Genomic DNA, 22677 nt, shown 5'->3' on the forward strand with positions numbered 1-22677 from the left:
CCGGAGAGGCCGTGACCGCAGCGTATCGGACGGATCGCCCAACGGAAGCACCGCACCGCAGGCACTATGGAGGTGTGGGTGACGACTGGGCCGGGAGTGACGACGAGATCGCGCGCGCGGCGCTCGCGAGTTCGCCCAACGCGATCATCGCGCTTGACCGTGACCAGACCGTGCTGGTCTGGAATCCGGCGGCCGAACGGCTCTTCGGCTGGACGGCCGGCGAGATGCTGGGCCGCAGGGCGCCGATCGTGCCGGGGGAGCTGCTCGCCGAGCACAACGCGGTGCTCGAACACGTCCGCACGGGTGGCCAGGTGACCCTCCGCACCAAGCGGTTACGGCGCGACGGCAGCGTGGTCGATCTCCGGGTCGACGCCAGCGCGCTGCTCATGGGCACCACGGTGGCGGGCTACGTGTGCGTCCACCACCTGACCGAGGCCGACGAGGCGGCCCGTCACCGCATGGCACGCCGGGCCAGGCTCGTGCGCCGGCTCACCGATGTGGTCGGCGACATCAACGCCGAGCTGGAGCTGCCCGCCGTGCTCGACCGGATCGCGGCCAGCCTGACCGAGCTGACCGGCGCCGACGCCGGCGGGTTCGTGCTCATCGAGGGCGAACGGCTGCGCCTGGTGAGCGCGCACCACCTGCCCGACTCTCTCAGGGGCGCGACCGCCGATCTCCGTACGAGCCTGGTCGACCGGCTGCTGCGCACCGGCAAGACGGTCCTGCTCGAATCGGACGGGCTCGGCGACCTGGTGTGGGCCCGGCTCGACGGGCTGCACACGATCGCCCTGGGCCTCGCCGCCGTCGGCGGCCGCCCCTATGGCGCGCTCTACGCCCTGTTCGCCAAGCGGAAGCCCGGTCACCTGGAGCTGGAGCTGCTGGAGCTGCTCGCCGGGCATGCCGGCATCGCCGCGGGCAACGCCGTGGCCTACCAGGAGGCGGTCCGCCAGCGGGCCCATGAGCAGGCGGTGTTCGACGCGAGCGCCGACGGCATCGCCGTGCTCGACCGTGAGGGTCTGGTGACCCGGTGGAATCCCGCCGCGGCCGAGCTCACCGCGCTGCCCGGCGAGGCCGTGCTGGGCGGGCCGCTGCCCTTCCCGCTGCCCGAGCCGGGCGAGAAGATGACCTTCCAGATGGAGACCGGGCGCTGGCTCGACGTGGTCAGCGCCGAGATCGAGGAGACCGGCGAGGTCGTCATCGACTTCCGCGACGTGACCAGGGCCAAGGAGCTGGAGGAGGCCAAGGACCTCTTCCTGGCCACGACCAGCCACGAGCTGCGCACCCCGATCACGATCGTGCATGGCTTCGCCAGCACGCTCGACTCGCGCTGGGACAAACTGAGCGACGACGAGCGGCGCTCCGCCGTGCACACGATCGCCGAGCGGTCCCGTTCGCTGGGGCAGCTGATGGATCACCTGCTGCTCGGCTCCCGGGCGGGTGCCGACGAGGTGCCGGTCCGGATCGTCTCCTTCGACCTGGCCGAACGCATCCACGCCGCCACGCTGGGCCTGCCCGTGCTCTCCGACAAGCACCGGGTGGAGGTGGTCATTCCCGAGGGGCTGCCACCCGTGATGGGCGACGCGCTGGCCACCGACATCGTGCTCGGCCAGTTGCTGGAGAACGCGTTCAAGTACTCACCCAAGGGCGGGCTGATCAGCGTCGAGGCCTGGCCCGAGGACGACTCGGTGGTCGTGGTCGTCGACGACGAGGGGGTCGGCATCGCCCCGGACGACCGCGATCGGATCTTCGAACGCTTCGTCCAGGTCGACAGCGGCGACCGCCGCAGGTTCGGCGGCGTGGGCCTCGGCCTCTACATCGTGCGCAGCCTCGCCAGGGCCCAGGGCGGCGACGTGAGCGCTCACGCGCGCGTCGGAGGAGGCACCCGGATGCGACTCGTCCTGGCCGCGGCTCCCCCTATCGGAACCGACACACCGATGCGGTAACGAGGTGGTCACGGTTGCGCTCATCTATCGTCCAATGTGTACAAGCTGTGATCGGGATGCGGTTTCTGGGGCCGAGTAACGGGGCATTTCGGTCGTACCGGGGAGTGTTCCCGCGGGGGGCACTGGGAGACGGGGAGGTGGGTGTGTCAAGCGTGGTGTTGCTGCCGTACGCGCCGTCCAGTGTCGCCGTTGCCCGCCAGCGTCTAAGCACTGACCTGCGGGATTGTGGGGTTTTCAGTTCCGCCATCGACGACGCCGTGCTGGTGGTCAGCGAGCTTCTCAGCAACGCGCTGCGACACGCGCATCCGTTGCCGTCAGGCATGGTCAAGGTCGCCTGGCTGCGTAACGAGGATCACATCGAGGTAGCGGTGAGCGATGGGGGCGCCGCCACCGAGCCGCGTGCGGGCCGACCGACCCTGTCCTCGCTGGGGGGCAGAGGGCTGGGCATCGTCGAGTACGTCGCGGAGAGCTGGGGGGTTCGCCACGAGGGTGACATGACGACGGTGTGGGCGATCCTGCCCGCTCCCGACGGCACGCTGAACGGGCAGGTCCACGCCCTCAGAGAGGCCGGCTAGGCCCTCAGAGGCCGGCCGGCCAGCACGGCCCGCTCGCCCGCGGTCCACGCCGTGGAGACGAGCAGGTAGAGCCCCGCGGCCAGCGGCAGCACCGCGGCGGCCAGCACCGAGCCGAACGGCAGCAGCGGCATGACCCTGCGCAGCGCCTCCGGCTGCTCCTCCGGCATCGAGGCCCGGATCGAACGCGCGGACAGCCAGGCCACCAGCGCCATGAGCACGATGACCGCTGTAAAGACCGAAACCGGCCAACTGATCAGACCGTAATTGGCGATCACCCCGGCGACCTGTTGTCCCAGCGGGGCGCCCAGCAGATCGTGCCCGGCCAGCGCGGTGGGATGCGTGGCGACCCGCCATATCAACCACATGAACGGCAACTGCGCCAACCCAGGAAGAATGCCGGCGAAAGGCGAGGTGCCCTCCTTCGCGTAGAGGGCGGACATCTCCTCGCTCAGCCGTCGCGGATCACCCGCGAACCGCTGGCGCAGCTCGCGTAGTTTCGGCGCCAGCCGTTCGCGCACCCGTGCGCTGCGCGCCGCGCGTAGACCAGCGGAAAGCCCGGCGTCTCGCGACGGGCCACGGGCAGCATCCTGGCCGCCCAGACGGCCAGCAGCATGATCGCCATCATGGTGACGGCGATCAGCCACGGGTCGAACAGGAACAGCGTCATGTCAGCGCGAGGAGGACTTGCCGACCATCGTGACCGCGATGAAGACCAGCAGGCCGACGACCCCGATGATCAGGGCGATCTTCAGCAGACCCACCACCATGGGCAGGATGAAGTTGAACAGCACGAAGAGCGCCAACAGGGCGCCCAACACGAGCATGATGACTCGACTCATGAGTCCACCGTATGTGCTGCGGCCATGATCCGCGAGGCTTACGAACCGATGACGTGGGTGTCGGTTCGGCCTCGTCCGGCCGTACCGTGAGGCTGTGAACACGCGCATCCTGGTGGTCGACGACGATCCGACCGTGTCGGAGGTGGTGGCGCGATACCTGGAGCGCGACGGGCACGAGGTCGAGTGCGTGGGCGACGGCGCGGAGGCGCTGCGCCGCGCGCTGGCCCGGCCGCCCGACCTCATGGTGCTCGACCTCATGCTGCCCAAGATCGACGGTCTGCAGGTCTGCAGGAAGCTCAGGGAGCGCTGGCCGGTCCCGGTGATCATGCTGACCGCCCTCGGCGAGGAGATCGACCGGGTGGTCGGCCTGGAGACCGGCGCCGACGACTACGTGACCAAGCCGTTCAGCCCGCGCGAGCTGGCGCTCCGCGTCCAGTCGGTGCTGCGCCGCGCGCGCGGCGCGTCCGTCACGGGTGGCACGGGCGTGCTGCGTGACGGCGATCTGGTGGTCGACGTCGGAGCCCACGAGGTACGGCTACGCGACGCTGAGGTGCCGCTGACGGCACGGGAGTTCGACCTGCTGGCCTACCTGATGCGCAATCCGCGCCAGGCGTTCAGCCGGTCGGCGCTGCTCGACCAGGTGTGGGGCTGGTCGTTCGGCGACTCGTCCACGGTGACCGTGCACGTCAGGCGGCTGCGGGAGAAGATCGAGCCGGACCCGACCGAGCCGCGCAGGATCGTCACGGTATGGGGCGTGGGCTATCGGTACGAACCCCTGGAGACGGGCGATGAACGGGCTGATCGTTGACCCTGGCGTCCACGGCCTGACGGTGGGCGCCGCGGCGGTCCACGACCTGAGCCTGATCGTGGCGGTCACGGCCGGCCTGGGGCTGGTGGTGGCCCTGGTCGGTGTGTCGGTCATGTGGTGGCTGCGCACCCGCTCGATCGCGATGATGCTCGGTGTCGTGATGGTCGTCTCGATCGTGGCCACCCTGGCGGGCGTCGTGGCGATCACGCTCAAAATGATCATCGACGGCTCGGTCAGGGACATCGTGCTCAGCGTCGTCGCGGTCGGCGGGCTGGTGGGTCTGGGGGTCGCGTTCGTGCTGGCCAGGCGGGTCGTGGGCGAGAGCAGGCGGCTGGTCGCAGCCGTGCGCCACCTGCCCTTCGCCGCGCCGCGCGGCCTGCCGGCCGAGTTGCAGACCATCGCCAACACCCTGCAGGAGGCGTACGCCCGCGAAAGAGCGCTGGAAGGCGCCCGCCGCGAGCTGGTGGCCTGGGTGAGCCACGACCTGCGCACTCCGCTGGCCGGTATGCGCGCCATGGCCGAGGCGCTGGAGGACGGGGTCGTGGCCGATCCCGAGACGGTCGGGCGCTACCACACGCAGATCAAGCTGGAGGTGGAGCGCCTGTCGGCGATGGTGGACGACCTGTTCGAGCTCTCGCGCATCCACGCCGGGACGCTACGGCTCTCCCGGACCCGGATCGGGCTGGCCGACCTGGTGGCCGACACCCTCGCCGGGGCCGAGCCGCTGGCCAGGGCCAAAGGGGTGCGCCTGACCGTGGCCGCCGCCGAGCCCGCGCCCGTGGAGGCCGACGCGGGAGCCCTGGGCCGGGCCCTGGGCAACCTCGTGGTCAACGCCATCCGGCACACCCCGTCGGAACACGCGGTCGTGCTGCGGGCGGCGGTCGACTCCGGGATGGCCTGCCTGTCGGTCTCGGACTGTTGTGGTGGGATACCGGCTGACGACCTGCCCCGGGTGTTCGACGTCGCCTTCCGAGGGGAGGCCGCGCGGACCCCGACGAAGGACGGCGGGGCCGGGCTCGGGCTGGCGATCGCTCAGGGCATCGTGGAGGCCCATGACGGGATGATCGGCGTGGTCAACGAGGGCCCCGGCTGCCGGTTCGAGATCCGCCTCCCCCTGGTGGGCTGACACGGGTCGTCTTCGCGGCGGGTGCCGGTCTTCAGGCGGGCTCCGGCAGGATCGCGTCGGGCATCGAGCCGAACGACTCGGACATCGCCCGGAACGTCGGGCAGGGCCAGCGCCACATGCAGCTCCGGCACCGCAGGATCGGATGGGCGGCGTCACTGGTGATGCCCCCCGCGTCGCGTGGCTGGTGCAGGTCGAGCAGGCGCAGCCCCAGCTCCGAGAACGCGAGCAGATTTTCGCGGGCGCCCGAGAGGAAGTCGAGGTCCTCGACCGCGAGCTTGGTGCTGACGGGTACGTAGCCCTCGTGGTTGACGAGGTCACGAAGGCGGCTCGCCTCGTCGTGCCACGAGGCGGCCTTGTCGGTGCGGATGAAGATGGTCTCCAGATGTTCGCGGAGTCGTTGGCGCTGAGGATCTTCCGGTTGGTTGTCTGTGTTCATTGATACGCGGGCCCGTGGGTCTCGGCCCCAGCCCCTCCTTCGCGGTGAGGTGGTGACCGGATGCGGGAGGTGCCGAGCCGCCCCTTCCGGCCATACCGGTGTCACAACGTCAAGCTTCGCGTACTCTGCGTTGCCGCGAAGCCTAAACGGATGACAAAAAGCTGTGGTTCCCCTATCGGCGTGACAACGTGACCGGAAGGCTCGTCGCCGCTAGCCTGCCCCTGTGGAGCTCAAGGTCTCGACTCGATCACATGCCGGCCATGCACTCGTTGCGATCACCGGCGAAATCGACCTCTATACGGCACCCCACCTGCAGTCCGAGTTCACTCGGCTGCTGCAGGAGGGGCCCAGCCGCGTGGTCATCGACATGTCCGCCGTGGATTTCTGCGATTCCACGGGGATGAACGTCCTGCTGTCCGCGCTCAAACGCATGAAGGAGCAGGGAGGCGCGCTGGACGTCGCCGCCCCTCGCCCCGCCGTGCGCAAGATCCTGCAGGTCACCGGCCTCGACTCGGTCTTCACCGTGCACGACGAGGTGCCGCAGGAGTTCCTCATCGCCGAGGGATCATGACGGCGGCCCGACACGGCGGGGCGGTCCACCCGAGAAGCGAGGCGTGGTGAGCGACACAGCGGTGATCGTCCCGGCCAAGGACGAGGCGGACCGGATCGGCGCCACCGTCACGGCCGCCCTCACCCTGCCGGGCGTCGACCTCGTCGTGGTGGTCGACGACGGTTCGACCGACCAGACGGGCAGGGTGGCGCGGGCCGCGGGGGCCCGGGTGATCCGCCACAGCCGCAACCGCGGCAAGGCGGCCGCCATGGAGTCGGGTGCGGAGGCCGTGCGGCTGCTCGACGGAGACGTCCCGCGCCACTTAGTCTTCCTCGACGCCGACCTCGGGAAGACCGCCCAGGCCGCGACCGCGCTGATCGAGCCGGTGCGTGAGGGCAGGGCCGACATGACCATCGCCGTCTTCGCCACCCGGGTCAAGCTCGGTGGCCACGGCATGGTCGTCAGGCTCTCGCGCGACGGCATCCGCCGTGCCACCGGGTTCGAGGTGACGCAGCCGCTCAACGGCCAGCGCTGCCTGACCCGTGACGCCTTCGAGGCGGCCCGCCCGCTGGCCCACGGCTTCGGCGTGGAGACCGGCCTGACCATCGACCTCCTGCGCAAGGGCTATCGCGTGACGGAGGTCGAGGTGGAGATGGGGCATCGGGCGACGGGCACCGACTGGCACGCCCAGCTTCACCGCGCCCGTCAACTGCGTGATGTGGCGCTCGCTCTCGCTACCCGAGAGCCGGTAATCGCCCAAAACCTCAACAAACTCCGCCCCAAGCGCTGATCCTTGCCCGGCAAACCAGGCAAACACCGGACTGACCGGTCAAGTGCGGCGTCTGTGGCGGAGTTATCCACAGGCTGGGGATGGGCGGCGTGAGCGTTGTGGCGAGTGTGCTGGAATTTGCGGGTGACTTCGGAGACGCGGAGCGGCCGGTCGTCCTGGCTGCTCCCGAGGCTCGCCATGGCGGCGATCGGCGGCTCGATCCTGCTGACGACGGGTCTCGGCCTGCTCGGGCCGTCCGCCGTCGTCCCCGCCCTCGGCGGCCCCGCCTGGCACCCGCCCTACTCCCTGGCCCTCCAGCCCAGCGCCCATCTCGTGGTCGCCCTGGCCGTGGCGGCCCTGCTCCTCGGCGGCCTGGGCCTCCTCGGGGCTCTCCTCGCCATTCGCGACATCCCGCCGGCCAGCAGGATTTCCGGCCCTCGTGGCGGCAGCGGGGGCGCTTCGGCTGATCCGGGTGGCGCCGCCACCCCTAGCGCCGGTCATCCGGGCAGTGCCGTCACACCCGACGCCGGTCATCAGGGCGACGCCGGTCATCAGGGCGGCGCGGGTCATCAGGGCGACGCCGGTCATCAGGGCGGCGCGGGTCATCAGGGCGGCGCGGGTCATCAGGGCGGCGCGGGTCATCCGGGGGGCACCGGCCATCAGGGCAGTGTCGGTCTTCCGGGCGGCGTCGGCGACCTCGCGTCGGGCTCCGGCTCAACTGGGGGGACGCCGGGCGGGCCCGGCACGCGGGGAACGGCCGGGGTGTGGGGCCGATGGCGGGGGCTGCCGTCCGCGCGGGTTCTCGTGCTCGTGGGCTGCGTCGCCGCCGGCGTGCTCGCGTTCCTGCCGCCGTCGGGGTCGGGCGATCATCTCAACTACGCCGCCTACGGGCGCATGGTGGTCCTCGGTGTCGACCCCTACACCCATGGTGCGGTCGATCTCAGCGGCGACCCGGTCGCCGACGCCGTCGAGGCGCCGTGGCGTGAGGAGCCGAGCGTCTACGGCCCCGTCGCGACCGCCGTGCAGGCCCTGGCGAGCTGGGTCGGCGGCGACTCGGTCAGGCTCACCATCTTCGTGCTGGCCCTGTTCAACGCCGGGGCGTTCATCGTGACCGGCCTGCTGATCGACCGCTTCACCAGGGACGATCCCGCCAGGCGGCTGCGCGCGGCCCTGCTGTGGACGGCCAATCCGCTCCTGCTCTACCAACTGGTCGCCGGCATGCACGTCGACACGCTGGCCATCGCGTGCATGGTGGCGGCGCTGCTCGCCCGCGGGCGTCCGGTCGGCTCGGGGCTGCTTCTCGGGGCCGGCGTGGCCATCAAGCTCAACGCGGGGCTGGTCGCCCTCGGGCTCGCCTGGGAGCTGCGCCGCCGGCCGGGCCGCCTGGCGCTGATGGCAGGGGCCGCCGTGGCGGTGGTGGTGGTCGGCTACGCCGTCGTGGGGGCCGACGCCGTCGCCCCGGTGACCCGCACCAGCAAGGCCGTCTCGCACGCCTCGTTCTGGAAGCTGGTCCAGGGGTGGTTGCAGGAGATCGTGGGGGTGGGCAGCGCCTACCGTGGCGAGATCCAGATCGGCTCGCTGCTCGTGCTCGCGCTGGTGGCCTGGTCACTGTTCCGCCTGGCGTCGCGCGCCCCCGGCATGGGCTCGCCGGTCCCGTCCATCGGCGCGGCGCGGGGTGGGTCGCCCTCGGCCGGCGCCGGGCGGGGTTGGGCGCAGTCATCCGCCGGGGTCGAGCGAGGTGGGGCGCCGTCCTCGGCCGGCGCCGGGCGGGGTGGATCGCCGTCATCCGCCGATGCCGGGCGGGGTGGGCCGACGCTGTCGGCCGGTGGGGGGCGGGGGGAGTTGCCCGCCGAGGTCGTGGCGGCCGTGCTGGTCTGTGCCTACGTGTTCGCGACGCCGTACGTGCTGCCCTGGTATGACGGGCTGGCGTTCGCGATGCTCGCGCTGGTGACCGCCTCGGCGCTGGACGGGTTCCTCGTGGTGCACTTACTCGTGCTGTCGCTCGCCTACCTGCCGGCGCGGGTCGTGGGGCAGCCACAGGACCTCGAGTGGTTGAGGACCGTCGTCAGGGCTCAGGTTGTTCCGTGGTTGCTGTTGGCGCTGACGGTTGGCCTGGTGTGGTGGGCTTGGCGAGCCGCAGGGCGCGTACGGAGGCGGCCAGAGCCAGCGGCACCGCCACGGTGAGGGCCATGGCCGGGATGGCGATGCCCGAGTCGTTGATCAGAAAACCGACGAAGGCGCAGGTGAGGGCGCCCAGCAGACCGGCGCGGAGCGACGGCGCGGCGGCGTAGGCCTGGCCGAGCGCCGAGGCGCCCCAGCGCGACGGGCGGTCGAGCACCAGGAAGAGGAAGGCGATGGCGACGAGCGAGAGGAGGGTCAGCGACCAGTTCCCCACGGTCACGCCGATCATGGCGCCGAACTTACGCGTGATGACAGTCCAGGCCTGGCCGTCGATGATCTGCTGGACGAAGTTGCCCAGGTGGGTCCGCTGGGTGACCGGGCGCAGCCAGTCGAAGACGGCGATCCCGCCGATGAGCACGATGCCCGCGAGAGCGACCAGCAGCAGCTTGACCAGGGAGACCCGGCGTCCGTAGAGCATGATCAGGAAGACGGCGAACCCGATCACGAAGGCGGGCACGCCACCGAAGTCCGCGCCCCACGACGGCCAGCCGTCGGCGAAGATCGCCAGCGCGCCGTAGGCCCCGCAGGCCAGCACCACGACGAGCCGGGTGGTCCCTCGGCCGAGCAGCCACTGGGCCAGGCCGGCCAGGCCGAGGATGGTCCCGGTCGCGTAGACGGCGAAGGCGATGTTGCTGAAGCCGTAGAACCTGCCACCGGTGACCGGCTCGTAGCCGGTCACGGCGTTCACCTGCAGCGTCGAGCCGGTCATCACGTCGAGGAGCAACGCCACCGACGTCACGCCCGCGACCACGGTGAGGGGGCCGAGCACATGCCCGCGCCAGGGGCCGGCGAACGCCAGCGCGCTGATCAGCCCGGCGATCACGAGGATCGTCACGATGAGCGCGAGCATCGGAGCCGGCAGGCTCCACCAGGGCACCAGTTGGGCGAGGAACGTGGAGACGGCGACGGACCCGCTGACCACGGCCACGACCTGGACCGTGGCCAGCAGCCGGGAGGTGCTCGCGGTCTCCTGGACGGGCGACGACGCCGAGTCGCGGCGGCGGCGCAGGGCCAGCGCGGCGAAGACGTAGAAGAGCAGCTGCACTGTGACGAAGACCGCGAAGAACGGGCCGCGCACCTCCCGCAGCACCTGGCTGGCCAGATCGCCGTCGGCCAGCTCCTCGACCGTCTCGGCGGGCGTCGCCGGCGCGGGACCGTCGCTCCGCCAGGGCCGCCCGACGACCTCGCGCGGCGCGTCGAGGCCGAGCGCCGCGATCGCGGTCGCGGTCAGGTCGGTGATCGTGACCAGGGCGTCCTGCCGGGTGGACATCGCGGTGAGGTGCCCGTGCCCGTACGTCCCGCCCTCCGGGGAGGGGCCGGTGGCCAGCGCGACGTGCAGGTGGGCGTTCGGGGTCACGTCGGAGACGCCCGCCACCAGCACGGTGGTGCCGGCCGGCAGACGGGTGAGCAGGGCGCCGATCCGGCGGTCCGCCTCGGCCACGGCCGCCTTCCTGGCCGCCGCCGGCATCGAGGCCGGCACGCCGTACTCGTCCAGTGGCCGACCGGCCCAGGCGGTGGCCAGCTCGGGGACGTCGAGAACGATCAGGTGGTAAGGGGTGAGGTCAGGCAGCGATTCGGGATTGTGGACGTATCTGGCGATGTTCCCGGCCTTGTCGGCAGCGGCGAGGGCCGCGCCCGGGCCGATGGCGGCCACCTTCCCGCCGGCGTCGGCGACGAGCTGCCCGAGAGCGCCCAGCTGGGCGTCGTAGCCCGTCTCCGGCTGGTGAGCGGCCAGCTCCGCCCACCCCGGCACCGTGGCGCCCTCCCCGTCGGGCCGGGGATCCGGGATCGCCGGGCACCCCTTGCCCGGCGTCCCCGCCCGTTGGCCCGCCGAGACGGTGAGCCAGCCGGACATCGGGCAGGTGATGCCGCGATCCGGAGGCGGCACGGCCCGGGTCGACAGCGAGGCCGATCCGCCCTCGGAGACGAGCCTCCACAGGTGAGGCGTGCGCGTTGGGTCGAGGTCGCTCCACTCGAGGCCGGGCACCCCGACGAGCGCCACCCGCCCCTGGGGAGCTGCCAGGGAGGCGGCCTGTGCGGCGCCGGGCGACAGGAGGACGGCCAGGACGACGCCCAGCAGGGCGCTGAGGGCCCGCGAGACCTGGCCGACCGCATCCCGGGCCGTCGGCCGTGCGAGACGGGGGGCCGCATCCCGGGCCGTCGGCCGTACGAGACCGGGGGCCGCACTCCGTGCCGTCGCCGGCCGTACGGGACCGGAGGGCGCACGGAAGGTGACGTGCGGCATGTGCGAGACCCCCAGGGTGGTGCTTCTTGGATCAACCGGCGTGCTTCGATCAGGCAGAGCCACGGTAACGTGCCACACCGTGACAGGTGGCGACGAGCCGTCGATCCGGCGGCAATGGTGGGCGTGGGCGCTCGCGGTCCTGGTCATCGCGGTGGCCGTGGCGCCCCTGGTGCGGCACTGGCTGACCAATCCCGACGACCAGCGCCTGGTCGACCTCGACGTCTACCGCACCGGCGGGCAGATGATCCTCGAGGGCCGCTCTGTCTACGAGTTCTTCACGCCCGCGCCGCAGCTGCTCCCGTTCACCTACCCGCCGATCGCGGCGATGCTGGCCGCGCTGCTCGCGAAACTGTCGTGGGAGAGCGCCCAGTGGGTGTGGACCGTCGGCGTCTACGTGGCGCTCGGCGTCGCCGTGGCCTACTCCTTCCGCAAGGTGCTGGGCAGGCACGCGCCGTGGGTGTTCGCGTTCCTGATGGTGGCGTGCGCCTATCTGATGCCGATCCGCGACCAGGTGCGGTTCGGCCAGGTCGACATCCTGCTCGTGGCGCTGTGCCTGGCCGACTGCGTGGCGAGGCGGCCGTGGTGGCCGCGTGGGTTCCTGATCGGGCTGGCGACCGCGGTGAAGCTCACACCGGGTGTCTTCCTCATCTATCTGATGGTGACGCGGCAGTGGCGGACGTTCTTCATGGCGGCGTTCACGACGGCGCTGCTCACGCTGCTGCCGTTCGCGGTGATCCCGCAGGACGCCGCCGACTTCTGGTTCTCGGCCCTGCTCGACCCCGAACGGCTGGGCGCCAACGCCGCCACCACCAACCAGTCCATCCGCGGCATGCTGATCCGCCTCTACCTTCCCGACGCGCTGACGACCGCGCTCTGGCTGGCGCTGGTGGCGCTCGTCGGCTGGTACGGCTTCCGCGGCGCGGCGCGGGCGAAGGACCCGGTCGTGGCGGTCGGGCTGGTCGGGCTGATGGCGGTGCTGCTGTCGCCGGTCGCCTGGATCCACCACCTGGCCTGGGTGGTCGTGGTGCTCGGCGCGCTCGTGGGGGACGGTCGCGACCCGGTCAGGCTCCGGGTGGCCACCGGGGTGTGGCTCTACTATGTGCTGCCGATCCCGTGGTGGGGGGTCGCGTTGAAGGCGGCGGAGATCCCGCTCGTCAGCCCGATCCTGGGCAAGATCGTGCAGAACGCCTACGGGCTGGGCGCCGTGGCGCTGGTCTGGCTGCTGGCGTCGTGGCTGCCCGCCCGGCGCGCGGAAGCGGTGACCCCCCGGGTGACGGCATTGAGCTGACCTCGATCAACGGCCGTTCCGAGACCCGCACCTACGTGCGCGCGGTGATTGGGCGGCCGCTGGCGCCGGAAAGGAGGAGGCGGTGCGGGCCGGCCGTCTCGGGTTGGGACCGGTCATCACGAAGTCGCGCGTAGCTCGCCAACCTGCGGATACTCTGTAGCCATGCCCAGACTCGCCTATCTCGGACCAGAGGGCACCTTCACCGAAGAGGCCCTCAGGCTCCTGGAGCCCGACGCCGAGCGTCTGCCCTGCGCGAACGTCACCGCTGCGCTCAACGCCGCGCGCGGTGGCGAGGCCGACGGCGCGGTCGTCCCGCTGGAAAACTCCCTTGAGGGCGCGATCACCACCACCCTCGACGAGTTCGCCTGGGGCGAGCCCCTGCTCATCACGGCCGAGCTGCTGCTGCCGGTGCGTTTCTCGCTGCTGGCCAGGCCCGGCACGGAGCTGCCGCACATCAAGCGGGTCTACACCCACCCGGCGGCCATCACCCAGTGCCGCGCCTACGTCGCCCGTGAGCTGCCCGACGCGGTCGTGGTGTCCGCGCCCTCCACGGCGGCGGCGGCCCAGGAGGTCGCGCTGCCCGGCTCGCCGTACGACGCGGCGATCGCGGCCCGCATCGCGGGAGAGCACTACGGGCTGGTGGAGCTCGCCGGCGACATCGGCGACCGGTCCGACACGGTGACCAGGTTCGTCAGGGTGAGCCGGCCCGGCCCGCTGCCCGAGCCGACCGGCTCCGACCGCACCACGCTCGTTGTGTTCCTGGCCGACGACCATCCGGGCGCGCTTCTGGAGATGCTGACCGAGTTCTCGGTGCGCGGCGTCAACCTGAGCCGCATCGAGTCGCGGCCCACCGGAGACGGCATCGGCCGCTATTTCTTCCACTTCGACTTCGAGGGCCATGTCGCCGACGCCCGCGTGGGCGAGGCCATCGCCGGGCTCCACCGCATCTGCGGTGAGGTGCGCTTCCTGGGCAGCTATCCGCGCGCCGACGGGGTGGCGCCGCAGATCAAGCGGGGCACCGCCGACGGCGAGTTCGCCGAGGCGGGCGAGTGGCTCGCCCGGGTCCGCGCCGGTCAGGTCTGACGCGGGGCCCAATTGAGGAGCGCGCGGTTGCCGTGCGCCGGTAGCCTTTCCTTGTGATTGACCTGCGTACCCTTCGTGAGGATCCCGACCGGCTACGGGCGTCGCAGCGTGCCCGCGGTGAGGACGACTCCGTCGTCGACACGCTGCTCGACCTCGACGAGCGCCGTCGCGCCGCGCTGACCAGTTTCGAGTCGCAGCGCGCCGAGCAGAAGATCCTCGGCAAGTCGGTCTCCCGGGCGCAGGGCGAGGAGAAGGCGGCGCTGCTGCAGCGCGCCAAGGAGCTCGCCGCCCAGGTCAGGGGCGCCGAGACGGAGGCCGAAAAACTGGCCGCCGAGCTCGATGAGGTCCTGCAGACGGTGCCCAACATCGTCGAGGAGGGCGCGCCTCCCGGCGGCGAGGACGACTACGTGGTGCTCGAGACCCATGGCGAGCCGCGCGTGTTCGACTTCGAGCCGAGAGACCACCTGGAGATCGGTGAGCGGCTCGACGCCATCGACATGGAGCGGGGCGCCAAGGTCTCCGGCTCGCGGTTCTTCTTCCTCAAGGGCGTCGGCGCCCGCCTGCAGCTCGGCCTGCTCAACATGGCCATGCAGCAGGCGATCGGCACCGGGTTCACACCGATGATCGTGCCGGTGCTGGTCAAGCCGGAGACTATGCAGGGCACGGGCTTCCACGTGGCCCACGACAAGGAGATCTACCGCCTGCCCGATGACGACCTCTACCTGGTCGGCACCTCCGAGGTGTCGCTGGCGGGCTACCACGCCCAGGAGATCCTCGGCGGCGACGAGCTGCCGCTGCGCTACGCGGGCTGGTCGTCCTGCTTCCGGCGCGAGGCCGGCTCCTACGGCAAGGACACCCGGGGCATCATCCGCGTCCACCAGTTCGACAAGGTGGAGATGTTCTCCTACGTACGCCCCGAGCAGGCGCACGAGGAGCACCAGCGGCTGCTGGCGTGGGAGAGGGACATGCTGGCCAAGATCGAGGTGCCCTACCGGGTCATCGACACGGCGGCGGGCGATCTCGGCATGTCGGCGGCCCGCAAGTTCGACTGCGAGGCGTGGCTGCCGTCCCAGGGCCGCTACCGCGAGCTGACCTCGACCTCCAACTGCACCGAGTTCCAGGCCCGCAGGCTGGGCATCCGCTATCGCGACAAGGACGGCCGGCCCCAGCATCTGGCCACGCTCAACGGCACGCTGGCGACCAGCCGGTGGATCGTCGCGATCCTGGAGAACCACCAGCAGGCCGACGGCTCGGTCGTGCTGCCCGAGGCGCTGCGTCCCTATGTGGGGCTCGACGTGCTGGAGCCGGTCAAGTAGGCGTCGCGCCTGATGAGCAGGCCGCCGGCGGCGACGACGCCCGTGCTCAGCACGACCGCCGCGGCGACGGCCACGCCGTACGATGCGGGCACGCCCTGCGTCCAGCCGTAGAAGGGCCCGTAGACGGCCGCGAAGACGAGCGGGGCGGCGCCCAGGCCGACGAGCGCCGCGGTGGGCCGGATGCGTCCCGCCGCGGCCAGGACGAGGCACATGAGGATGCCGATCAGCGTCAGTGAGCCGCCGATGAGCAGGCCGCCGGGGTCGATCCCCGACGTGTGCACCGCCTGGGACGTCGTGTAGAGCAGCCCGCCGAGGCCGACCACGGCGAAGACCGTGTAGGGCGCCCGCAACTGCCTCAGCCCGATCCCCAGCGCGCCCAGCAGCACGGTCACCGCGAGGAAGAACGCGATCCCGCGCTCCTCGCGCACCGGATCCGCCGGTTCGGCCCGAGGCGGCGCGAAGAGAGGCCACCCCGCCTGCCGCCAGGCCCCCGAGACGTCCCGTACGAGGATCCCGTCGACCCCGCCCGCGACCACCACGACGTGCCCTCCGGGCCTGGCCTGTACGGCGAGCGCACGAAGGCGCTGGGGGGCGCCGGGGCCGCCCGCCGCCGGTTTCCACGACTCGCGCCAGGTCACGCCGCCGTCGTCGGACTCGGTCACGGTCGTCTCGTCGAGGACCCGGTAGCAGCGCTGGGGTCGTCCGGGCACGCAGGCCGCGCTCTGCGGCGCCCGCTCGCGCCTCGGGTACCACTCGGACCAGGTGGCCCCGCCGTCCTCGGACACCATCCCGGTGACGCCGCTGTCGCTCTCGAAGCCCTCGTACGTGTGGACGATGACGCGTTCGCCGTCCACGAGGACGGAGTCGGCGCTGGGCGGAGGAGGGGCGGCGGAGGTGGCCACCACGGCGAGCAGCGCGAGCGGCATCGTGACCAGCGGCCGCCACCGCCCTGAGCCGGTGAGCAGGGTGCGCCGGCGGATCCACCAGGCCAGTCCGAGCGCAGGCAGCGCCAGCAGGTCCGTGGGGTCGGCCAGGACCCGCGATGGGCCGGCCACCAGGGTCCAGAGGTGGGAGGCGGTCTCAGCGCCCGTCTCCGTCGTCTTGACGAGCGTGAAGAGCGCTCCGGTCAGCAGGGTGGCCGTGAGGTCGGCCCGGCGCCACAACAGCAGCGCGAGGAGGGGAGGGGCGACGACCAGGCCGGCGACGTCACTGAGCTTGCCGGTGACGAACCCTGGATGGGCCTGCTTGAGCAGGTGGTCGTTGAGCAGCAGGACGATCACCGCGACCATCGTCACGGGGTGACATAACCACGCGTGCCTCATGCATGTGTCGATGACGGCGAGAAGCTCATGGTTCGGCCCGGTGTGAGTCGAGCCGTACCTGTGATCGATCCGTCATCGTCCTGGACGCGAAAGACCGGGGTCCGCTGGAAGCGAACCCCGGTCTGTCTCGCTGCTACAGGTCAGATGGCACGGACCTGGGAGGCCTGCGGCCCCTTCTGGCCCTGCGTGATCTCGAACTCGACCCGCTGGCCGTCTTCAAGGCTGCGGTAGCCGTTGCCGACGATCTCGGAGAAGTGCACGAACACGTCCGGCGCACCGCCGTCCGGGGCGATGAAGCCGAAGCCCTTCTCAGCGTTGAACCACTTGACGGTTCCCTGAGCCATAAAAGCTCTCCCTCAGGATGTGAATCTATGGGACCCGCACCTCGCGAATCCCGGTGTGTCGTACAGCAAGCACCCGGGGTGGCTCAGACAACTCATGCTGGTTTTCACTACGGGATCAGCTAATACAACGCCATTCATCTAACACCATTCTGGCGGGTTGGTGTTCCCCTCCCCACGAAGATTTCTGGTCGGCGGCATCACCCGGCAAACTGGAACGTGTTATGCAGAGCTCTCCCGCGCCACGTCTGGTGGCCACCGACCTGGACGGCACCGCCCTGCGCACGGACGGAACCGTCTCTCCCCGTACGGTTGCGGCGTTCGCCAAGGTCGAGGCGTCCGGTGCCGCGCTCGTCTTCGTGACCGGGCGCCCGCCCAGGTGGATGAGCGGCGTGGCCGACGCCGTGCGCCATCACGGCCTGGCGATCTGCGCTAACGGAGCGCTGATCTATGACCTCCATACGGAGGAGATAGTTGAATCTCACCTCATCTCCGCCGAGGTGCTTGAGGAAGTCGTCGCTCAGCTACGAGCGAACGTGCCCGAACTCGCCTTTTCGGTCGAGTACGAAGGCGGATTTGCGCATGAGTCGGATTTCCCGCTCGGCGGTTGGGACCGCAAGCTCGTCGGCGGCCTGCGCGTGGGCATGACGACGCTGACCTCTCAACCGTGCGCCAAGCTGCTCGCGCTGCATCCGCACATGGACCCCGATCGCCTGCACGCGACCGTGGACGACCTCGTGGGTCACCTGGTGACCAGCACGCACTCCAGCGGCCGGAGCCTGATCGAGATGAGCGCCCACGGCGTGACCAAGGCCACCGCCCTCGCCGTGCTGGCCGAACGGCACGAGATCAACCCGTCACAGACGGTGGCGTTCGGGGACATGCCGAACGACCTGCCCATGCTGGCGTGGGCCGGGACGTCGTACGCCGTCGCGAACGCGCATCCCAAAGTGCTCGCCGCCGTCGACCACGTGACGGCGGCGAACAACGACGACGGGGTCGCCCTGGTGCTCGAAAAGCTCTACAGGTAGGGGCCGGAGCCGCCGGGAGGACGCGGCTGGTCGTCATGGGGCACACCGGGCAGCGCCCTGCGCATCTGCTCAAGCTGGGCACGGGCCGCCATCTGCTGCGCGAACAGCGTGGTCTGGATGCCGTGGAACAGACCTTCGAGCCATCCGACCAACTGGGCGTGGGCGATGCGCAACTCGGCCTCGCTGGGAGGAGTGCCGTTCTCATCGGTGAACGGCAGCGACAGCCGCTCCAGCTCGTCAACCAGCTCGGGGGCCAGGCCGTCCTCGAGCTCCTTGATGGAGGACCCGTGGATCTCCTTCAGGCGCTTGCGGCTGGCCTCGTCGAGGGGAGCCGCGCGGACCTCCTCGAGGAGCTGCCTGATCATGCTGCCGATGCGCATCACCTTGGCGGGCTGCTCGACCAGGTTGGCCACCGAGCGCTCGTCGTCCTCGCCCTTGCCTTGGAAGTCAGGACCGACCACCACGATATGAGGGGTGTTGTTGTCCTCTGCATTCATATCTCTCACCGTACTAGCAGGATCTTGCCGATGTGGTTGCCGGAATCCAACATACGGTGAGCTTCAGCCGCCTGGGACATGGGCACTTCGGCGTAGACCACCGGGCGCACCGCACCCGCGCTGACCAGCGGCCACACGTTGTCGACGACGCTGCGGGCGATCGCGCCCTTGTCGTCGGCCGGCCGGGCGCGCAGCGTGGTGGCGTGGACGGTGGCGCGCTTGGCGAGGAGGGCGCCGAGGTCGATCTCGGCCTTGCGGCCGCCCTGCAGCCCGATGATCACGAGTCGCCCGCCGTTGTTGAGTGCCCGGATGTTGCCGGACAGGTACTTGGCGCCCATGATGTCGAGAATCACATCGGCACGCGCCTTGTCGGCGAAGTCCTCCTCGCGGTAGTTGATGACCTCGTCGGCCCCCAACTCCGCCACCCGCTCCGCCTTGGCCGCCGAGCCGACGGTCGTGATCACCCGCGAGCCGAGCGCCTTGGCCAACTGCACCGCGAACGTGCCGATGCCGCTCGCCCCGCCGTGCACCAGCAGCGTCTCGCCCCGGCGCAGTCGCGCGAGCATGAACACGTTGGACCAGACCGTGCACGCCACCTCGGGCAGCGCCGCCGCCCGAACCAGCGGGACACCGTCGGGCACCGGCATCACCTGCTGCCATGGCACGGCCACCCGCTCGGCGTAGCCGCCACCGCTCAGCAGCGCGCACACCTCGTCGCCCGGAGCGAAGCCCTCGACGCCGGCGCCGATCTCGGACACCACACCGGAGACCTCCAGCCCCGGATAAGGGGAGGCGCCCGGCGGCGGATCGTAGAAACCGTTGCGCTGATGAACATCGGCCCTGTTGACCCCGGCAGCCGTCACCTCGATGATGACTTCGCCCTGCTCAGGACGCGGATCGGGCACCTCGCGCCACTCCAGGACCTCTGGCCCGCCTGCCTGGGCGATCTCGATGGCTCGCATGGACCAAATGTAGCCGGGCAGGGAAGTTGTGGGTTGGCCGCGTTCATGGGAACACATGGCGTTACCCTGCAAGGTATTTGCTGCCCCTTTAGACCCACCCGAGGGGGAACACGGTGGCAAGACACGATCGCGAAGATTCGCTCGAGGAACAGCTGGCCTGGCTGGACGCAATCAAGGAGACCGAAGAGGCACCTGTCAAGGTCAGCACTCCGGCTCCGGCGTCCCCGGGCGCCTCGACCGGCTCGAACGCGTCGCCCGACGGGCCCGCCGCATCGCCGTACCCCCAGGATCCGTGGCTGTCGGTGCCCTCCCAGCCGGAGACGCCGACGCCGCCGCTGTTCCGCGCCGCGGTCGACTCCGTGTACGGCGCGCAGGCCGCCGAGGCCCTGCCCGATGGGGAGAGCGAGGCCCCCGAGTGGCTGGAGACGGCCGGCTCTGCGGACGACACCGCGCCGGCGGGCCCGACCCTGAACCTGAACAGGCCGGACGACGCGTTCCTCGCCCCGCTCAAGCCGCTGCCCCGGCCCGACGACACCGACACCTACACGATCTCGTTCGCCGAGCCCGCTCCCGGTTCTGGCTCCGGGCCCGGCACGACGGATCCGACGAAGTGGCCCGAGCCGCCCGAGTGGCCGCAGGCGTTCGACGACAAGCAGGCGTTCGGCGACAAGCGGGCGTTCGGCGACAAGCGGCAGGCCGGCGAGTCGCGGCCCGGCGCCTTCGAGGTGCACCCGGCCGAGCCCGCCGAGGGGGCCTCGTCCGAGGACACCCCCGACAAGCCGAGCTCCTTCGACGAGTCCGGCGGCTACGGCCCCGTGCGGGCCGCCGGCTCCTCGCCGACCGCCGACCCGTCAACGGACGAGCCGGGCTCCCCGGCCGGGTCGCGGCCTCTGGACCAGCCCCCGGCGTTCGGCCGCTCCCGCTCGTTCGACCTCTCGCCGCCCCCGCAGCCTCCCTTCGGCCGCCCCGGCGAACGGTCGGCCGATCAGCCCTCCGACCACCCCGGCGATCAGTCCCTCGATCGGTCGGCCGATCAGTCCCTCGACCGGTCCGGTGACCGGTCGGCCGATCAGTCCCTCGACCGGTCCGGTGACCGGTCGGCCGATCAGTCCTTCGACCGGTCCGGTGACCGGTCGGTCGATCAGTCTTTCGATCGGCCTAGGGCTTTCGATTCGACAGCCGAGCGGTCGGCCGAGTCGTCCCAGGTCGCCGACCAGGCGAGGCCCACGAGGGTGTCGCGGCGGGGGCGGCCGGTCGAGGAGGAGTCGCCCAGTTTCGACGAGCCGCGGACCTACGGCCAGCCGCGGCCGGAGCCGCCGATGCCCGACCGGCGGCGGCGCCCCGCCCCGGTGCCCGTGTTCAGCGCGCCGCCGCGCCCGCCGGTGACCGGCAGGCCGACGGCCGAGAGTCTCGACCCCGAGACGCTGCTGCGCGGCCGCCGCAACGCCCCGGCCAAGGGCTGGCGCCGAGTGATCTACAAGGCGTCGGGCGGCTGGATCAAGCCAGGCGAGGCGCCGGAGGTCCGTCGTCGCCGTGAGCTGCTCACCAGGGCCCGCACTCCGGTCGCCACCGGACACCACCGCGTCGCCGTGCTGAGCCTGAAGGGCGGCGTGGGCAAGACCACGACCACGGTCGGGCTGGGCGCCACGCTCGCCCAGGTGCGCGGTGACCGGGTCATCGCGATCGACGCCAACCCCGACCGCGGCACCCTGTCCGACAAGCTCGTCCTGGAGACCTCGGCGACCGTACGTGACCTGCTGAACGAGCGTGACCAGGTCAAGAGGTACGTCGACATCAGGGCGTTCACCTCGCAGGCGCCCTCGCGGCTGGAGGTGCTCGCCTCCGACCGGGACCCGTCGGTGTCGGAGGCGTTCAGCGGCGCCGACTACCAGTCGATCTCCCAGGTGCTGGAGAACTTCTACTCGATCTGCATCACCGACTGCGGCACCGGGCTGCTCCACTCGGCCATGGGCGGCGTGCTCGGCCTGGCCGACCAGATCGTGCTGGTCAGCTCGCCGTCGGTCGACGGCGCCCGCGCGGCCTCGGCGACGCTCGACTGGCTGGAGGCCCACCACTACGGCGACCTGGTCAGCGACGCGACCGTGGTGCTGTGCAGCGTCAGGCCGCGTTCGAAGTCGGCGGTGGACATCAAGAAGCTGGAGGCCCATTTCGCCGCCAGGTGCCGGGCGGTGATCCGCGTGCCGTACGACCCGCATCTGGAGGAGGGCGCCGAGATCGACCTTGACCGCCTGCAGGAGGCCACGCGCGACGCCTACCTGCAACTGGCGGCGTGCGTCGGCGACGGCTTCGCGGGAAGCCAGGGGTAAGCGGAGGGTGTGGGATTCGAACCCACGAGGCCATCGCTGACCTGGCCGCTTTCAAGGCGGCTGCACTCGTCCACTATGCGAACCCTCCAGTGCGCACACCACCATAGCGGCTGTCGCGGCAGGGGTGTTACGTTCGGGCGGCGGTGGATCGCGGCATCGAGCCGGAGGCCCGTGGACGGCCTCCGGTCAGCCGCCGAGCTGTGACAGCAGCCACTTCGGCCCGACGGTGCGCGCTCCCAGCTCGGTGACGCGCTCCTTCAGCCCCCGGTCGGCCGTGACGACCAGCATCCGCTCCCACGGACGTGCCTGCCGCACCACGTCGACGATCGCGTCGTCGCCGCTGCCCGTCGCGGCCACGACCTGCACCCCGGCGACGGCCGGCGCCTCCTTGGCGGCGCCCTCCACGACGGCCACGATCCGTGGATACCACTGGGCGAGCACCGGATGCCCGAGGTTGAGCACCGAGACCTCGTTGAGCAGCCGCGTCGCGGCGCCCAGCCGATCGTTCCACCAGCCGTGCTCGGCGCGCGCGCCGATGATGTTGGCCATGTCGAGCACCAGGGTCTCGGGCTGGAGCTCGACCTGGATCCGGTCCCAGGTCTCGGCGAACCCCGGATGCAGCCGCCGGGCGCCGATCTCGGGCAACGGCAGCCAGCGCAACTCGGCGCTCTCACCGTTGGCGGGGACGGCGGCCAGCAACTCCGACGACTCGGCGATCACCGTCTCGAACGTCCACCCGCCGTGGTCGTCGAGGAAGACGCCCTGCACCCGCAGCCCGTCGCCGCCCAGCGCGGCCTCCTCGCGGGCCTCGCGCAGGGCGCTCGCCACGGCGTCCTCGTGGCTGTCGCGCGCGCCACCGGGCAGCCCCCAGGTGCCGCCGTGGTGGCTCCACCAGGACCGTTTCTGCATGAGGACGTGTGGAACGCCGGACGTGTCATGGTGTACGGCCAGCAGCCCGGAGGCTCCGTGCAGCCCCCAGTGCCGGTGCCCTCGCCCGCATTCGGCCCAACCGTCGCCGTCCTTGGCAGCCATGAACAG

General features: G+C 71.2%; 22 protein-coding genes and 1 tRNA gene. 12 read left to right on the forward strand and 11 right to left on the reverse strand.

What is annotated here, in order from left to right:
- Positions 1 to 74: 74 nt before the first annotated feature.
- Together IEY82_RS28735 and IEY82_RS28740 are read left to right on the forward strand one after the other, a co-directional pair.
- Complete coding sequence (locus IEY82_RS28735) at positions 75 to 1943, forward strand: ATP-binding protein (RefSeq protein WP_189127372.1); 1869 nt, start codon at positions 75 to 77, stop codon at positions 1941 to 1943.
- 143 nt (positions 1944 to 2086) lie between these two features.
- Positions 2087 to 2518 (forward strand): ATP-binding protein, encoded by a 432-nt coding sequence (locus IEY82_RS28740; protein WP_225264016.1) that lies wholly within the window; start codon positions 2087 to 2089, stop codon positions 2516 to 2518.
- On the opposite strand, the gene IEY82_RS28745 is transcribed toward IEY82_RS28740, so the two are convergent.
- From IEY82_RS28745 to IEY82_RS28755, 3 genes are read right to left on the reverse strand one after another with little or no spacing between them, the layout of a single operon-like run.
- Positions 2515 to 3036, reverse strand: coding sequence for a YidC/Oxa1 family membrane protein insertase (locus IEY82_RS28745; protein WP_189127374.1), 522 nt, complete (start codon positions 3034 to 3036; stop codon positions 2515 to 2517). The two genes, IEY82_RS28740 and IEY82_RS28745, sit on opposite strands and share 4 nt — an antisense overlap.
- A complete protein-coding gene (locus IEY82_RS28750; protein WP_189127375.1) occupies positions 2967 to 3185 on the reverse strand; it encodes a hypothetical protein in 219 nt (72 codons plus the stop codon). The genes IEY82_RS28745 and IEY82_RS28750 overlap by 70 nt, the downstream gene beginning before the upstream one ends.
- A 1-nt stretch (position 3186) precedes the next feature.
- Positions 3187 to 3357, reverse strand: coding sequence for a hypothetical protein (locus IEY82_RS28755; RefSeq protein WP_189127457.1), 171 nt, complete (start codon positions 3355 to 3357; stop codon positions 3187 to 3189).
- Positions 3358 to 3451: 94 nt separating this feature from the next.
- Here IEY82_RS28755 and IEY82_RS28760 point away from each other — a divergent pair, with 94 nt between their 5' ends.
- Together IEY82_RS28760 and IEY82_RS28765 are read left to right on the forward strand one after the other, a co-directional pair.
- Complete coding sequence (locus IEY82_RS28760) at positions 3452 to 4165, forward strand: response regulator transcription factor (RefSeq protein ID WP_189127376.1); 714 nt, start codon at positions 3452 to 3454, stop codon at positions 4163 to 4165.
- Positions 4146 to 5291, forward strand: a complete 1146-nt coding sequence (locus IEY82_RS28765; RefSeq protein ID WP_189127377.1) for a sensor histidine kinase — start codon at positions 4146 to 4148, stop codon at positions 5289 to 5291. Before IEY82_RS28760 ends, IEY82_RS28765 begins: the two co-directional genes overlap by 20 nt.
- Positions 5292 to 5322: 31 nt before the next feature.
- On the opposite strand, the gene IEY82_RS28770 is transcribed toward IEY82_RS28765, so the two are convergent.
- The gene (locus IEY82_RS28770; RefSeq protein ID WP_189127378.1) at positions 5323 to 5727 is read right to left on the reverse strand and encodes a hypothetical protein; all 405 of its coding nucleotides are present in this window, start codon (positions 5725 to 5727) and stop codon (positions 5323 to 5325) included.
- A gap of 223 nt (positions 5728 to 5950) precedes the next feature.
- Here IEY82_RS28770 and IEY82_RS28775 point away from each other — a divergent pair, with 223 nt between their 5' ends.
- From IEY82_RS28775 to mptB, 3 genes are all read left to right on the forward strand, one after another.
- A complete protein-coding gene (locus IEY82_RS28775; protein WP_189127379.1) occupies positions 5951 to 6298 on the forward strand; it encodes an STAS domain-containing protein in 348 nt (115 codons plus the stop codon).
- Positions 6299 to 6341: 43 nt separating this feature from the next.
- Complete coding sequence (locus tag IEY82_RS28780; RefSeq protein ID WP_229697720.1) at positions 6342 to 7067, forward strand: glycosyltransferase family 2 protein; 726 nt, start codon at positions 6342 to 6344, stop codon at positions 7065 to 7067.
- 123 nt (positions 7068 to 7190) lie between these two features.
- Complete coding sequence (gene mptB / locus IEY82_RS28785; protein ID WP_225264020.1) at positions 7191 to 9230, forward strand: polyprenol phosphomannose-dependent alpha 1,6 mannosyltransferase MptB; 2040 nt, start codon at positions 7191 to 7193, stop codon at positions 9228 to 9230.
- On the opposite strand, the gene IEY82_RS28790 is transcribed toward mptB, so the two are convergent.
- The gene (locus IEY82_RS28790; protein WP_225264022.1) at positions 9112 to 11472 is read right to left on the reverse strand and encodes a hypothetical protein; all 2361 of its coding nucleotides are present in this window, start codon (positions 11470 to 11472) and stop codon (positions 9112 to 9114) included. The two genes, mptB and IEY82_RS28790, sit on opposite strands and share 119 nt — an antisense overlap.
- Before the next feature lie 79 nt (positions 11473 to 11551).
- On the opposite strand from IEY82_RS28790, the gene IEY82_RS28795 reads away from it, so the two are divergent.
- The 3 genes from IEY82_RS28795 (at position 11552) to serS (ending at position 15159) form a co-directional block, all read left to right on the forward strand.
- Positions 11552 to 12760: a glycosyltransferase 87 family protein gene (locus IEY82_RS28795; RefSeq protein WP_225264024.1), complete on the forward strand. Its 1209-nt coding sequence runs from the start codon at positions 11552 to 11554 to the stop codon at positions 12758 to 12760.
- Between the two features lie 162 nt (positions 12761 to 12922).
- Positions 12923 to 13843 (forward strand): prephenate dehydratase, encoded by a 921-nt coding sequence (gene pheA / locus IEY82_RS28800; RefSeq protein ID WP_189127381.1) that lies wholly within the window; start codon positions 12923 to 12925, stop codon positions 13841 to 13843.
- A 53-nt stretch (positions 13844 to 13896) separates the two neighbouring features.
- Positions 13897 to 15159 (forward strand): serine--tRNA ligase, encoded by a 1263-nt coding sequence (gene serS, locus IEY82_RS28805; protein WP_189127382.1) that lies wholly within the window; start codon positions 13897 to 13899, stop codon positions 15157 to 15159.
- Here serS and IEY82_RS28810 read toward each other — a convergent pair.
- Entirely contained in the window at positions 15123 to 16454 is a 1332-nt protein-coding gene (locus tag IEY82_RS28810) for a hypothetical protein (RefSeq protein ID WP_189127383.1), read from the reverse strand. The genes serS and IEY82_RS28810 overlap by 37 nt on opposite strands.
- 167 nt (positions 16455 to 16621) lie before the next feature.
- The gene (locus IEY82_RS28815; RefSeq protein ID WP_043619750.1) at positions 16622 to 16825 is read right to left on the reverse strand and encodes a cold-shock protein; all 204 of its coding nucleotides are present in this window, start codon (positions 16823 to 16825) and stop codon (positions 16622 to 16624) included.
- Positions 16826 to 17073: 248 nt separating this feature from the next.
- On the opposite strand from IEY82_RS28815, the gene IEY82_RS28820 reads away from it, so the two are divergent.
- Positions 17074 to 17853, forward strand: a complete 780-nt coding sequence (locus IEY82_RS28820) for an HAD family hydrolase (protein ID WP_308016009.1) — start codon at positions 17074 to 17076, stop codon at positions 17851 to 17853.
- Here IEY82_RS28820 and IEY82_RS28825 read toward each other — a convergent pair.
- Together IEY82_RS28825 and IEY82_RS28830 are read right to left on the reverse strand one after the other, a co-directional pair.
- A complete protein-coding gene (locus tag IEY82_RS28825; protein ID WP_189127385.1) occupies positions 17844 to 18350 on the reverse strand; it encodes a bacterial proteasome activator family protein in 507 nt (168 codons plus the stop codon). The two genes, IEY82_RS28820 and IEY82_RS28825, sit on opposite strands and share 10 nt — an antisense overlap.
- Before the next feature lie 5 nt (positions 18351 to 18355).
- Positions 18356 to 19312 (reverse strand): NAD(P)H-quinone oxidoreductase, encoded by a 957-nt coding sequence (locus IEY82_RS28830; protein WP_189127386.1) that lies wholly within the window; start codon positions 19310 to 19312, stop codon positions 18356 to 18358.
- Positions 19313 to 19425: 113 nt separating this feature from the next.
- Here IEY82_RS28830 and IEY82_RS39465 point away from each other — a divergent pair, with 113 nt between their 5' ends.
- The gene (locus IEY82_RS39465) at positions 19426 to 21639 is read left to right on the forward strand and encodes a nucleotide-binding protein (protein ID WP_225264026.1); all 2214 of its coding nucleotides are present in this window, start codon (positions 19426 to 19428) and stop codon (positions 21637 to 21639) included.
- 1 nt (position 21640) lies between these two features.
- Here IEY82_RS39465 and IEY82_RS28840 read toward each other — a convergent pair.
- Both IEY82_RS28840 and IEY82_RS28845 read right to left on the reverse strand, forming a co-directional pair.
- Positions 21641 to 21727: transfer RNA gene (locus tag IEY82_RS28840), tRNA-Ser, on the reverse strand.
- A 98-nt stretch (positions 21728 to 21825) separates the two neighbouring features.
- Positions 21826 to 22671, reverse strand: a complete 846-nt coding sequence (locus IEY82_RS28845) for an NUDIX hydrolase (protein WP_189127387.1) — start codon at positions 22669 to 22671, stop codon at positions 21826 to 21828.
- Positions 22672 to 22677 lie beyond the last annotated feature (6 nt).

It is taken from the genome of Nonomuraea cavernae (assembly GCF_014646355.1).
In the GTDB taxonomy this organism is placed as follows: domain Bacteria; phylum Actinomycetota; class Actinomycetes; order Streptosporangiales; family Streptosporangiaceae; genus Nonomuraea; species Nonomuraea cavernae.

Coding starts and splice junctions, on each gene's coding strand:
- pheA (WP_189127381.1), top strand. CDS start 12,923: ATGCCCAGACTCGCCTATCTCGGACCAGAGGGCACCTTCACCGAAGAG.
- IEY82_RS28750 (WP_189127375.1), bottom strand. CDS start 3,185: ATGACGCTGTTCCTGTTCGACCCGTGGCTGATCGCCGTCACCATGATG.
- IEY82_RS28755 (WP_189127457.1), bottom strand. CDS start 3,357: ATGAGTCGAGTCATCATGCTCGTGTTGGGCGCCCTGTTGGCGCTCTTC.
- IEY82_RS28830 (WP_189127386.1), bottom strand. CDS start 19,312: ATGCGAGCCATCGAGATCGCCCAGGCAGGCGGGCCAGAGGTCCTGGAG.
- IEY82_RS28845 (WP_189127387.1), bottom strand. CDS start 22,671: ATGGCTGCCAAGGACGGCGACGGTTGGGCCGAATGCGGGCGAGGGCAC.
- IEY82_RS28770 (WP_189127378.1), bottom strand. CDS start 5,727: ATGAACACAGACAACCAACCGGAAGATCCTCAGCGCCAACGACTCCGC.
- IEY82_RS28825 (WP_189127385.1), bottom strand. CDS start 18,350: ATGAATGCAGAGGACAACAACACCCCTCATATCGTGGTGGTCGGTCCT.
- IEY82_RS28765 (WP_189127377.1), top strand. CDS start 4,146: ATGAACGGGCTGATCGTTGACCCTGGCGTCCACGGCCTGACGGTGGGC.
- IEY82_RS28790 (WP_225264022.1), bottom strand. CDS start 11,472: ATGCCGCACGTCACCTTCCGTGCGCCCTCCGGTCCCGTACGGCCGGCG.
- IEY82_RS28815 (WP_043619750.1), bottom strand. CDS start 16,825: ATGGCTCAGGGAACCGTCAAGTGGTTCAACGCTGAGAAGGGCTTCGGC.